Origin of the sequence: Colwellia sp. (genome assembly GCF_013215345.1) — a bacterium.
In the GTDB taxonomy this organism is placed as follows: Bacteria; Pseudomonadota; Gammaproteobacteria; order Enterobacterales; family Alteromonadaceae; genus Colwellia.
This window is the reverse complement of the sequence record NZ_JABSOV010000110.1, coordinates 1-12,654: the sequence shown is the minus strand read 5'-3', so window position 1 is coordinate 12,654 and position 12,654 is coordinate 1. Positions and strand designations below refer to the sequence as shown.

11 protein-coding genes are annotated in these 12,654 nt (G+C 41.7%); all 11 read right to left on the bottom strand.

Annotated elements, in window-relative coordinates; genetic code table 11:
* Window positions 1–527: UDP-3-O-acyl-N-acetylglucosamine deacetylase (lpxC, locus tag HRT50_RS14585; protein ID WP_291615744.1), on the bottom strand; the 527-nt coding region annotated here is incomplete at its 3' end.
* A 281-nt stretch (window positions 528–808) separates the two neighbouring features.
* Window positions 809–1,969, bottom strand: coding sequence for a cell division protein FtsZ (ftsZ, locus tag HRT50_RS14580; RefSeq protein ID WP_291615743.1), 1,161 nt, complete (start codon window positions 1,967–1,969; stop codon window positions 809–811).
* A gap of 145 nt (window positions 1,970–2,114) precedes the next feature.
* Window positions 2,115–3,350: a cell division protein FtsA gene (gene ftsA / locus HRT50_RS14575; RefSeq protein WP_291615742.1), complete on the bottom strand. Its 1,236-nt coding sequence runs from the start codon at window positions 3,348–3,350 to the stop codon at window positions 2,115–2,117.
* A gap of 13 nt (window positions 3,351–3,363) precedes the next feature.
* A complete protein-coding gene (locus tag HRT50_RS14570; protein ID WP_291615741.1) occupies window positions 3,364–4,233 on the bottom strand; it encodes a cell division protein FtsQ/DivIB in 870 nt (289 codons plus the stop codon).
* Window positions 4,234–4,257: 24 nt separating this feature from the next.
* The gene (locus HRT50_RS14565; RefSeq protein ID WP_291615740.1) at window positions 4,258–5,220 is read right to left on the bottom strand and encodes a D-alanine--D-alanine ligase; all 963 of its coding nucleotides are present in this window, start codon (window positions 5,218–5,220) and stop codon (window positions 4,258–4,260) included.
* Entirely contained in the window at window positions 5,220–6,635 is a 1,416-nt protein-coding gene (gene murC, locus HRT50_RS14560) for a UDP-N-acetylmuramate--L-alanine ligase (protein ID WP_291615746.1), read from the bottom strand. Before murC ends, HRT50_RS14565 begins: the two co-directional genes overlap by 1 nt.
* A gap of 112 nt (window positions 6,636–6,747) precedes the next feature.
* Window positions 6,748–7,935, bottom strand: coding sequence for an undecaprenyldiphospho-muramoylpentapeptide beta-N-acetylglucosaminyltransferase (gene murG / locus HRT50_RS14555; RefSeq protein ID WP_291615739.1), 1,188 nt, complete (start codon window positions 7,933–7,935; stop codon window positions 6,748–6,750).
* Window positions 7,935–9,164, bottom strand: a complete 1,230-nt coding sequence (ftsW, locus tag HRT50_RS14550) for a cell division protein FtsW (RefSeq protein WP_291615745.1) — start codon at window positions 9,162–9,164, stop codon at window positions 7,935–7,937. Before ftsW ends, murG begins: the two co-directional genes overlap by 1 nt.
* A 110-nt stretch (window positions 9,165–9,274) precedes the next feature.
* Window positions 9,275–10,690 carry a UDP-N-acetylmuramoyl-L-alanine--D-glutamate ligase gene (murD, locus tag HRT50_RS14545; protein WP_291615738.1) on the bottom strand — a complete coding sequence of 472 codons (1,416 nt, stop codon included), beginning with the start codon at window positions 10,688–10,690 and terminating at the stop codon, window positions 9,275–9,277.
* A 91-nt stretch (window positions 10,691–10,781) separates the two neighbouring features.
* A complete protein-coding gene (gene mraY, locus HRT50_RS14540; protein ID WP_291615737.1) occupies window positions 10,782–11,864 on the bottom strand; it encodes a phospho-N-acetylmuramoyl-pentapeptide-transferase in 1,083 nt (360 codons plus the stop codon).
* On the bottom strand, window positions 11,864–12,654 hold a 791-nt coding region (locus tag HRT50_RS14535; protein ID WP_291615735.1), incomplete at its 5' end, for a cyanophycin synthetase. The genes mraY and HRT50_RS14535, both read right to left, overlap by 1 nt.

Sequence of the window (12,654 nt, the reverse complement as noted above, 5' to 3'; positions counted from 1 at the left end):
TCCATACTCATGGTTTGACAGGTTTTTTCAATAACAGGGTGTGAAAATTCAATGGCAAAATTGACTCTAAAACCTTCATAAGGCAATAACTCTGCCCACTTATCACCCTCTTCAACACGGATTGGTTTTTTAATACGTAAAAAACGTTTAGGTGCATTCAAGGTCTCGATGCCAACAGACTGAATTAAATAAACAAAAGGTAAGGCACTACCATCCATAATAGGAATTTCAGCCGCATCGACATCAATAATTAAGTTATCAATGCCTAGGCCGGCAACTGCTGAGAGTAAGTGCTCAACAGTTGAAACCTTAACTTGCTGTTCATTGACTAAACAGGTACATAACGTAGTTTCACCAACAGCTTCGGGTGTCGCTTTAATTTCAACCACTGGGTTAAGATCAATTCGACGGAAAACAATACCGGTGTTTGCTAGCGCAGGACGGAGAGTAACCTGAACTTTTTCACCTTTATGTAAACCAACCCCTACGGTTGAAACACTTGTTTTTAATGTACGTTGCTTAATCATATCAGCCTCGCTTACCTTGCTTTTCATCTGTAATAAATGCAATTACTTTCATAGATGTTTCATCAAGCAGCTAAGCTAGATAAAGGTATCTACTACCAGAATTTCCCCATCGTTAAATGCACTTGCCAGTAACTCCCATATTTAATGAGAAGTTAAAATAGTCACGCCAATTTAACGGGCGCATAATATACCAAATAAAAGCGCTAAAATCAATAGCAGCCTATTTCTACTGGACTTAGTTGATAGCCTATTAGTAGATATAGCGTAGCTAACTAGTAATATTAGTCCGCTTGTTTGCGCAAAAATGCCGGAATATCTAAATAGGTATCAAGATCAGTAGCAACCATTTTTTGGGCATTACTATCCGTCATTGCTACTGGTTCAATTGCTGCACTAGGCTGTGCCGCCGCGGGTGTATAATCTGCACCAACAACTTTTGGCTCAGCTATTGGCATAGGATTCACTAAAGTAATATCAGGTTTACTTTCAGCGCCAATACCGGTGGCAACAACAGTAACACGAAGTTCATCGGTCATATCCATATCAATGACAGCACCAACAACAACAGTAGCGTTTTCAGAAGCAAAAGCTTTTACTGCATTACCTACGGTTTCAAATTCATCGATGCTAATGTCCATACCGGCAGTAATATTTACTAGAATACCGCGAGCACCCGCTAAATCAACATCTTCTAGTAGGGGACTTGAAATAGCTGCATCAGCTGCCTCTTGTGCTCTATCATCGCCAGAAGCCGTACCTGAACCCATCATAGCAGTGCCCATTTCAGACATTACCGTGCGTACATCGGCGAAATCGACATTGATTAGACCTGGACGGGTAATTAATTCAGCAATACCTTGTACCGCGCCAAGTAAAACATTATTAGCTGCTTTAAAGGCATCTAATAAACTTGTGCCTGGGCCAAGTACTTTCAATAATTTTTCGTTAGGGATAGTAATAAGCGAGTCAACATTTTTAGATAAAAACTCAATGCCTTGATCGGCATAGTTCATGCGCTTTTTACCTTCAAACGGGAACGGTTTAGTGACTACTGCCACAGTCAAAATACCCATCTCTTTCGCTATTTCAGCAACTACAGGTGCGGCACCAGTACCTGTACCGCCGCCCATACCTGCTGCGATAAAGATCATATCAGCACCTTGTAGGGCTTGCTTAATAGTTTCTCTATCTTCTTCAGCTGCACAACGACCAATTTCAGGGTTTGCACCAGCGCCTAAGCCTTTAGTGACGTTTGCGCCAAGCTGTAAGGTAACATCTGCAGAAGAGTTTCGTAACGCTTGCGAGTCAGTATTTGCCGTAACAAATTCAACACCTTCAATCGTTTGTGAAACCATGTGTTCAACGGCATTACCACCACCGCCGCCAACGCCGATAACTTTAATTATCGCTTCTTCGTTATGGTCTTCCATTAATTCAAACATTCTCTCTCTCCGTTTTACTTACAATTACTTAAAATACTTAATTTGTTGTTGCTAATACTACTTCTTAACAACAACACGAGAATACTGTTACTTCCTGTAACAGCTCACCACACTATTTCTTTAATCTAGCTTTTAGCTCTTTCCTCTAGAATTCGCCTTTAAACCAGGCATGAATTCTTGACCAAAAATCACCAACACTTTCGCGTTTTTTAGTTAAACTTTCGGCTTCACTGGCTGCTTGCATGCCATAATGCAAAAGGCCAACAACAGTGGCATAACTTGGGTCATTAACATATTCTTTGAGCCCTTGTACTGCCAAAGGACTGGCAATACGAACTGGCATTTGAAATATTTCTTCGGCAAATTCAAGTACACCTTCCATTTTTGCCGTGCCGCCGGTTAGTACATAACCCGCAGCAATTTGATCTGCTAAGCCAGATTCTCTAATTTCATCTTGAATTAGCTCAAATAACTCTTGGTACCTTGGCTCTACTACTTCAGATAAGGTGTGACGCGACATAGAGCGTGCCGGACGACCACCAACACTTGGCACATCGATACTTTCTTCCATGCTAACTAATTGCTTTAACGCACAGGCATATTGCACTTTAATATCTTCAGCATGACTTAATGGTGTTCTAAAAATCTTAGAAATATCACTGGTTACTTGGTTACCGGCTACTGGTATAACTGCGGTATGTCGTAAAGTACCACCAGTAAACACTGAAATATCCATAGTGCCGGCACCCATGTCAACAACACAAACACCTAACTCTTTTTCATCATCGGTCAACACCGCATAACTTGACGCTAGCGCTGAAAAAATCAATTGGTCGGCAGTTAAATCACAGCGTTCAACACATTTAACTAGATTTTTCGCCATATCATTGGCACAAGTTACGATATGGACTTTAGCTTCCATGCGAACACCTGACATGCCAATAGGGCTTTTAATACCATCTTGGCAATCAATGCTATATTCTTGCGGCAGCACATGTAACATACGACGTTCAGCTGATATTGGCACTGAACGGGCAGTGTGAATAACATTGTCGACATCTTCTTGAATAACTTCGTTGTCATTAATTGGCACCATGCCATTTTCATTTTGACAACTAATATGTTTACCAGAAATACCTAAGTAGATAGAGCTTATTTGGCAATCAGCCATTAATTCAGCTTCATTAATGGCGCGTTGAATGGCTTGAATAACTAAATTCAAGTCAATTACTCCACCTTTATCCATACCGCGAGCTGGCTGATTACCGACACCAATAATACTTAACTGGTTGTCTGGGGTAACTTCTCCAACGGCGACAGATATTTTTGAAGTACCAATATCAAGGCCAACCACTAATTTTCTTTCTGCTGCTTTAGGCATTTAACTTAAACTCTTAACTGATTGTGCTCATTTGAGACACTGCTTTAAGGTGATTATTATCGTTATTTTTTAGCAATTTATTCTGGCTTATTTTATCTATAGTTTTCCAACCAACAGCCAATCCCGTATCATACCGTAAATCGATGTAATCAACCGCCTGATTTTGCTGTTTTTCCGCAATTATTTTTGCTTTGAGCTGTGCTTTGATTATTGGATAAACATCCATAAAGCGTTGAATCCGCTCAACTCGTTCTTCACGCCCTAAATTTAGGGTTACACCATCGTCCAAGGTTAGTTGCCAAGAGAAGCGTTCACTCAACACTAACTCATCTATCGACAGTGTTTTAAACTCAAGTAAGCCGTTGAGATCTCTATAATTTTCTAACGCCAGCAGCTCACTTCCTTCAGGGCCAAAAAAGCTAGGCAGATAATGATTTATCCGACTTATTTCTGCCTGAAAAACCTGACCAAGCTGATTAATTAGAAAGTTACCATTCCAAAATGCCACGGGTTTTTGATCCACTACATAAATTTTTAATTCGTTTGGCCACTGTTTTCTTACTGCGACCGAATAAACCCAAGGTAGCGTAAGCACATAACTTTGCACTTCGTTGACATCTACTTGGAAGAAATTGCCCATATCAACTGGCTCAATTGCATTAAGAATATCGTTACGTTGGCTATAGGGCATTTCCCCTGAAATGACGATAGAAGTTACCGGCGCACTTTCTTGGCCAATAAAATGCTGGGTAAGCCACCAACTGATGGTAATTAAACTAAACAGCACGACAATAAAAAACAACAAACCCAAACCAAAAGACAAGGCTGTACCTTGGCCTAATGGGCGTGTTTTTTTACTATCTACATGCTGTTTTTTTACCATAATATCCTTCTTACTCTTCGACGCTTATGCTTTTATGCTAAGCAGTAAAATTTGCGTCACTAGCTCACTGAAATTCAAACCGTATACCTTGGCGGCTTTTGGTACCAGTGATGTTTCTGTCATCCCTGGTACAGTATTCACTTCTAATAGCTGCCATTCTCCCTTGTTATTACGCATAATATCTACCCGACCCCAGCCTTGAGCACCGGTGGCATTAAAGGCTTTAACAGATAAGGCTTTCAATTCATTTTCATCATGTTCACTTAAACCACATGGGCAGTGATACTGGGTACTTGTTGATTGATATTTTGCTTCGTAATCATAAAACTCACGTGGTGTTGCCATATGAATCGCTGGTAACGCTTTGTCACCGAGAATAGCGACAGTATATTCAGGGCCATCAATCCAGGCTTCAAGTAATACTTGTTGATCAAAACCAAAAGCTTCAATTAAGGCATTGCGCAGTTGCTCAACGGTTTGTGCTTGTGCCATGCCAATGCTTGAGCCTTCATTGGCGGGTTTTACCATGACTCGACCGCCTAACTCAGTCAATATTGCCGCTAATGACAAGTCTTCAAAATCAGCCTTATCAACAACGGCGAAGGGCGCTGTTGGTAAGTCACAGGCTGTAAAAATTTGTTTGCTACGCACCTTATCCATTGATAGCGAAGAGCCTAAAACATTCGAGCCAGTATAAGGAATGCCCATATACTCAAGCGCACCTTGTAAACAACCATCTTCGCCGCCTCGACCATGCAGAGCAATGAAAACGCGGTCTATTTTTTTACTAAGCAAATCAGTCAAAGGCACAAATTTGGTATCAATTAACACCACATCAAAACCTGCTTGCTCAAGACCATTGGCAATAGCTTGTCCTGAATTAAGTGACACTTCACGCTCTGCAGAGTTACCACCATAAAGCACAGCAATCCTCTCTTGCTTAAGCTGTTTTAGCTGCACCAATTCACTGCTGATATCGCTAGTCATTACTCACTACCTTTAACAGGGGAATTAACATGCAATAAACTATGTTCTGCTAGATTTTTGGCTACGGCGCCTATACTGCCGGCGCCTTGGGTAATCACCATGTCATTATCTTGCAGCTGGTTAGCAAGTAATTGCGCTAACTTATCAACATCACTGACATAAACAGGCTCTATTTGACCACGTTGACGAATTGATCGCGCTAAGCTTTTACTATCAGCTGTTGAGATGGGTGTTTCTCCGGCTGCATAAACATCGAGTAAAAATAGACAGTCAACTTCTGAAAGCACTTCAACAAAGTCTTCATATAAATCGCGGGTTCTAGAGTAACGATGTGGTTGGAAAACCATCACTAAACGCTTATCAGGCCAACCTTGGCGCATAGCTAGAATAGTGGCTTTTACTTCACTCGGATGATGACCATAATCATCGATTAAAACCATGTCACCGGCAGCAGTAGTCAAACCTGCTAGTTGCTCAAAACGTCGACCGATACCGGCAAATTCGGTTAATGCTTGGCATATGGCGTCATCATTAACACCTTCGTCTTTGGCAACGGCGACACCAGCCAAGGCATTTAATACATTGTGTTGACCCGGCATGTTTACACTCATAACTAGTGGAGCTTGACCGGCAACCTCAACAGTAAAATGACTAACAGCGCCATCTTGTTGGTAATTTACCGCTCTGACATCGGCATCTTCAGAAAAACCATAGGTGATCACTTGACGGCTAATACGTGGTAATAACTCCCGCACTACCGGATCATCGATACAGACAACAGCTAGGCCGTAGAAAGGTAGGTTATGTAAAAACTCTATATAAGTGTCTTTGAGTTTTTCGAAGTCACCGCCGTAAGTTTCCATATGGTCGGCATCGATATTGGTGATCACAGCAACCATTGGTTGTAAGTGTAAAAAAGATGCATCACTTTCATCGGCTTCAGCTATCAAGTAGCGACTGCTACCTAATCGTGCATTGGTACCAGCACTGTTGAGTAAACCGCCAATAACAAAGGTAGGATCCAATTGTCCTTGGGCAAAAATACTGGCAATTAAGCTAGTTGTTGTGGTTTTCCCATGAGTACCCGCAATAGCAATACCATGGCGAAAACGCATTAACTCGGCCAACATTTCTGCGCGTCTAACCACGGGAATGCGTAATTTATTTGCCGCAACTAGCTCAGGGTTATCACTACTGATCGCGGTAGATACAACAATTACGCTCGCCTGAGCGACATTTTCTGCTTGATGGCCAATAATAATATCTGCACCTAAAGCTGTTAAACGTTTAACTACCTGGTTTTCACCTATATCCGAGCCAGAAATTTGGTAGCCTTCATTAAGCAATACCTCAGCAATTCCGCCCATACCGGCGCCACCTATACCAACAAAGTGGATACGCTTAACCCGACGCATTTCAGGGATCTGAACTGCGTATGAGTTGCTAGCTTTACTTGCATTAATATTCGAGCTAGTTGAGTTGGCATTTAAGTTAGTTTGCTTAATCATATTTTCTCTTCATTACTTCTTATTTATTAGCGCTAATTTCTGCGCCATTAGCTAGTGCAAGCTGTTGGCACAATTCTGCGACTTTTTGACTTGCATCACTGTTTGCCGCGGTTAAAGCAGCTTTAGCCATCTTTACCAATGTTTCCGGCTGGTCAAATAGCTCGGTAATTAATGCTGTGATAGTCGCTGTATTTAATTTTTTTTGTGGCAACAATTTTGCTGCATCACGGTTGACCAAGTAGAGGGCATTTTTTGTTTGGTGATCATCTACTGCATGCGGCAAGGGTACAAAAACAGCTGGCGTTGCTGCCATGGCTAATTCTGAAACCGTTAAAGCACCAGCACGACAAATGACAATATCAGCCCAATGATAGGCTTGGGCCATATCCTTGATGAATGCAGTGATTTTCACCTTACCCTTTGCCATACCTTGCTCTGCATAAGATGCAATAACTTGCTCTTGTTTACTTGCGCCCGTTTGATGCCAAATTGAAAAATCATCATCACTACTCGCTAAGCAAGCAAAGCTGCTGGGCATCACTTCATTTAACACTTGTGCACCCAAACTGCCGCCAACCACCAATATATTTTTACTCGGCTTTTTATCAACAGTTTCATGTTCTGCTTGGTTAGCTGATTTTTGCTGAGATAACGAGTCTTGCTGCCCAATTGAAGCACGCAAAGGGTTGCCAACTACTTCGACATCAATATCACTAGCAAAGGCATTAGGGAATGCGCAACATACTTTATTGGCAATGCGCGCTAATAATCGATTACTTAAACCTGCGGCGGCGTTTTGCTCATGGACAATTAAGGGGATTTTACTAAGCCATGCCGCCAAACCGCCCGGGGCACTTGCATAACCGCCCATTCCTAACACGACATCTGGTTTAATTGTTTTAATAACCCGTCGGGCTTGTATTAGCGATCGCAGCAATTTAACTGGCATAACCAGCATTGCTAACAAGCGTTTACCACGCATGCCACTGATGTTAATGAATGAAATATCATAACCATGCTCAGGCACGATTTGAGCTTCCATACGATCTGCGGTGCCCAGCCAATGAATATGCCAGCCTTGCGCTTTTAGTTCATCAGCTACCGCAAGACCTGGGAATATATGACCGCCGGTACCACCCGCCATAACTAGCAAGGTTTTTGCTTTAGCTTGGTTAATTTGGTTTGCTTGGTGAGTATTAATGACCATTATTTATCACCACTTTTCTTAGCACTTGGCATCTGACTTTTGTCAGTAGCTTTCTGAGCACCTTGCTGCAAGCCTTTAGCACTTGTTCTTTTTGAGCTAGTAGCTTGGATACTCTGTAAACGAATTTCATGGTCGATGCGTATTAAAATAACTAAAGCTATGGTCATAACTATCAAAGAGCTACCACCATAACTAATCAGTGGCATGGTTAAGCCCTTGGTTGGCACGAGACCTGCGCTAGCACCAATATTTACTGCCGCCTGAAAACACATCCAAATGCCTATTGAGTACGCCAAGAAACCTTCAAAGTACTTTTCTTTAGCCAATGCGCAACGTCCTAGGATAAGTGCTTTGTAGACTAAGGTCATACTCAGCAACAGCACTACACTGATACCAACAAAGCCAAACTCTTCGGCTAAAACCGCCATAACAAAATCAGTATGCGCTTCAGGTAAATATTCTAATTTTTGTATGCTGTTACCTAAACCCTGGCCTAAAACTTCACCACGACCGTAGGCCATTAATGACTGCGTTAACTGATAGCCACTACCAAACGGGTCTTGCCATGGATCTAAAAAGCTAGTTACTCGTCGCCAGCGATAAGGTTCAAAATAAGCCAACATGCCTAGTGCAGTTGCGCCAACCGATGCCATTGCCATGAATTGCCATAACTTAGCACCCGCTAAAAAAAGCAAACCGAAAGTGGTGACAAACATAACTATCACTGTGCCTAAGTCAGGTTGCATTAATAGCAATACCGCCATAACACCAAAAACAATTAGCGGCTTGATAAAGCCTTTTAAGTTTTCCATTACCTGCTCACGACGTCGCACTAAGTAGGCTGATAAATAACAAAAGAAGAAAAGTTTCGCCGGCTCTGCTGCTTGTACCGTAATAGGGCCGAGCACGAGCCATCGGGTTGAGCCATTAACTGAACGACCAATAAGCAAGACACTAACTAGCAGTACTATGGCAAAGCCTAATAAGTAGCTACTGTTTTTATGCCACCATGACATAGGAATTTGTAATGCTACTCCAGCAATAGCGAGACTTAAGCCAATATAGATACCGTGGCGAATGACAAAATGAAACGGATTATTAAATAATCGTTCCGCTACCGGTATTGAGGAAGATGCCACCATGACCAGTCCGATCATATACATGATCAACCCCAAGACAATAAAACTGCGATCAAAGGCGCTGGCCCCATATTGATTGGGGCCGGCCATAAAGCGGTTAATCCATTCAGGTACTGGCGGTACTGGTACTTTCGAGAGAGTTTTAGCTATTGCCTGTGTAGTCCCTAAGGACATAGTTCTTGCTAAGGTCATGGTTTTTTCTAACGACATGGGTTCTCCTTAGCTTGAACTGCAGCAATAAATTGCTCCCCTCGAACTTGATAATTTTTGAACATATCAATACTGGCGCAGGCTGGTGAAAGCAATACCATATCACCTGCTGCCGCTACCTTTTTAGCTTGTTGTACTGCCTCAATGAGTGTTTCAACCTTAATGGCATTATTCACTAAATTGGCAATCTCACCGCCATCTTTTCCTAGAGTAATCAACTGACTGACTTCATCATTAAACATAGCTTTAAGCGGATAAAAATCCGCACCTTTGCCATCACCGCCAGCAATAACAATTAACTTGTTTTTATTGGTAAGTGTCGGCGCTAAACCAGTAATTGCCGCTAGTGTTGCGCCAACATTGGTCGCTTTAGAGTCATTAATCCATTGAATACCATCGTCACTTGCTACCCGTTGGCAACGATGTGCTAAGCCGGTAAATCCCGCTAGTTTTTCAACCATGGCAGATAAAGGCCAACCCGCATTATAACCAAGTGCCAAAGCCGCCATATAATTTAAGGCATTATGCATACCCGCAAGGGGTAATAGCTCGGTCGAAATTAACGCTTGCTCACCAAACATTAACATCGGCTTGTTATCAATAACCGTCAGGCCAAAATGGCCTAGCTCTGGCTTAGTTAAGCCAAATGACATAACTTCTTGCTCGGCAACTAAACTGTTAGTCGATTGATCTTCTCTATTTACCACAGCAATTTTCGCTTGTGGATAAATGCCTTGTTTAATAGCCTGATAATTAGCTAAGGTTTTATGTCGGTCTAAATGATCATCACTTAAATTAAGCACACTTGCGGCAATAGCTTGCATGCTAATTAATGTTTCTAATTGAAAGCTGGATAGCTCAACAATAACAATATCTGCTTGATTAGCATTCAAGCTGTCGTTTGTTTGGCCAAGTTGCAGTAAATCAAGTATTGGCTCACCTATGTTACCAGCCAGAGCCGCATTTACGCCAAGCGCTTTCGCTAAATAAGCAAGCAATGACACCACGGTAGATTTTCCATTAGAGCCAGTGACTGCCAACATTTTCATTGGCTTAATCCGACTATTATTGACCAGACAAAATAATTCAATATCACCAATAACTTGGCAGTGCTTGGCAATAAGTCCAGCAATGCCCTCACCCGCTAAATCAATACCAGGGCTAGCGATAATGATATCGGCATTGGCAATTAAACTTGCTTGCCATTGCCCAAAAATAAACTTAGCCCTAGGAAAGTCCTGCTGGTATTGTGTTTGTTCACTTGCATTGGCAAAAGGCATAGCACGAGAATCATTAACAGCAAATGACAAACCTTGCCCATGCAAAAAGCGCAGGCATGACAAACCTGTCATTCCGGCTCCAAGCACAACAATATTTTTATCTTTAAACGCTGTTAACCAAGTCATAATTTTTTTAGCTTACCTTCTTTACTTAGTGTTCTTTATTTATCGCTCTTTGTTTAATGTTCTTTGTTCAACGAGCTTTGCTTAATGCACATTAACGCAACTTCAAAGTCGCTAAACCTATCAATACTAATATCAATGAAATAATCCAAAAACGTACAATCACCCGCGGCTCTGGCCAGCCTTTTAATTCATAGTGGTGATGAATTGGCGCCATACGGAAAATACGTTGACCACGCAATTTATATGAGCCGACTTGTAAAATGACCGAGATGGTCTCCATCACAAATACACCGCCCATAATAAATAGCACCAACTCTTGGCGAACTAACACAGCTATAACGCCGAGTGCCGCACCCAAAGCAAGTGAACCAACATCGCCCATAAAGACTTGCGCCGGGTAGGTATTAAACCACAAGAAACCTAAGCCAGCGCCCACAATCGCAGTACAAACCACGACTAATTCACTGGTTAAGGCGATATGAGGAATATTAAGGTAGTCAGCAAAGTTAACGTTACCCGTGACATAGGCAAATAAAGCAAAAGCACCGGCAACCATGATAGTCGGCACTATGGCTAAACCATCAAGTCCGTCAGTTAAGTTAACGGCATTTGAAGTACCAACAATAACGAAATAGGTCATCACCACATAAAAAATACCAAGCTGAGGTAACAACTCTTTCATGAAGGGTATTAACAAGGCAGTCTCATTTGGACCTTGGGCAATATAATATAAAAATAGTGCTGTGCTTAAACCAATAACCGTTTGCCAGAAATATTTCCAGCGAGCAATCAGACCATTAGAGTCTTTACGAATGACTTTACGATAGTCGTCAACAAAACCTATGGCACCAAAACTAACCACTACAAAGAGCACCACCCAGACATAAATATTGCTTAAATCTGCCCACAGTAAAACACTGATAACAATGGAAGCGAGTATTAATATGCCGCCCATAGTTGGCGTGCCCGATTTAGATAGGTGACTTTCGGGACCATCCGCTCTTATCGTTTGACCTATTTGCATTTTTTGCAAATAGCGAATAAGTTTTGGACCAAAATATAATGATATAAACAGCGCGGTTAGCGTGCTGATTATGGCGCGAAATGTTAAATAAGAAATAACATTAAACGCTGAATAAAATTGAGTTAAATACTCACCTAACCACAATAACATTAAGCTTTACCTTCTTTACTTTGATTTTCACTAGCTTGATTTTTACTAGCGTTACTTTCATTAGTACAGCTTTCTTGGCTAGTACTTTGTTGACTATTCATTTGTTCAAACCAGTGCATTATTTCAGTTACTACATGCTCCATATGAGCACTACGAGAGCCTTTAACTAAAATGGCTATATCTTGCTGACCAGCCGCCAATTGCTCGTTTAGCATACTAAACAAATGAGCCATCAAATCATTCCTTTGGCTAAAATGCTGGCTTAGCTCATTTTTGTCATTGTTTTGAGCAAAAGCATCACTAGCACTTTGACTCAATACACCTAATGACAATAAAGTATTTAACTGCAGGTTTTTGGCAAACTCGCCTAGCTCTTGATGATAACGACGCGCTTCACTACCCAATTCGCCCATATCACCTAGGATCAGTAATTGCTTGCCTGGGTAACTTGATAACAACTGCGCTGCCGCTTTCGCTGACTCCAGATTGGCGTTATAGCTATCATCAATAAGTTTGATGTTACAACCGCTTGTTTTATCGTGCAGTTGATATAAATTCAGTCGCCCTTTTACTGGCTGCATTTGCGCTAAACCTAAAGCTATATCCTCAAGGCTGGCGCCAAATTCTAAGGCAATACAAGCAGCTGCTACGGCATTACAAACGTTATGTTTGCCTGGTACAGTTAGGTTCACTTCACAACTGCCCAGCTCGGTTTTTAAAGTAAAACTCGCGCAACCACTTTCATCTAAGTTGATATTTTCGCTATAACAATGGGCTTTATCATCACTTG

What these genes read in the sequence shown, in the direction of transcription:
- mraY (WP_291615737.1), bottom strand. Translation starts at nt 11,864, where the DNA reads ATGTTATTGTGGTTAGGTGAGTATTTAACTCAATTTTATTCAGCGTTT.
- ftsW (WP_291615745.1), bottom strand. Translation starts at nt 9,164, where the DNA reads ATGGCCGGCCCCAATCAATATGGGGCCAGCGCCTTTGATCGCAGTTTT.
- ftsZ (WP_291615743.1), bottom strand. Translation starts at nt 1,969, where the DNA reads ATGTTTGAATTAATGGAAGACCATAACGAAGAAGCGATAATTAAAGTT.
- HRT50_RS14570 (WP_291615741.1), bottom strand. Translation starts at nt 4,233, where the DNA reads ATGGTAAAAAAACAGCATGTAGATAGTAAAAAAACACGCCCATTAGGC.
- murD (WP_291615738.1), bottom strand. Translation starts at nt 10,690, where the DNA reads ATGACTTGGTTAACAGCGTTTAAAGATAAAAATATTGTTGTGCTTGGA.
- HRT50_RS14565 (WP_291615740.1), bottom strand. Translation starts at nt 5,220, where the DNA reads ATGACTAGCGATATCAGCAGTGAATTGGTGCAGCTAAAACAGCTTAAG.
- murG (WP_291615739.1), bottom strand. Translation starts at nt 7,935, where the DNA reads ATGGTCATTAATACTCACCAAGCAAACCAAATTAACCAAGCTAAAGCA.
- murC (WP_291615746.1), bottom strand. Translation starts at nt 6,635, where the DNA reads ATGCGTCGGGTTAAGCGTATCCACTTTGTTGGTATAGGTGGCGCCGGT.
- ftsA (WP_291615742.1), bottom strand. Translation starts at nt 3,350, where the DNA reads ATGCCTAAAGCAGCAGAAAGAAAATTAGTGGTTGGCCTTGATATTGGT.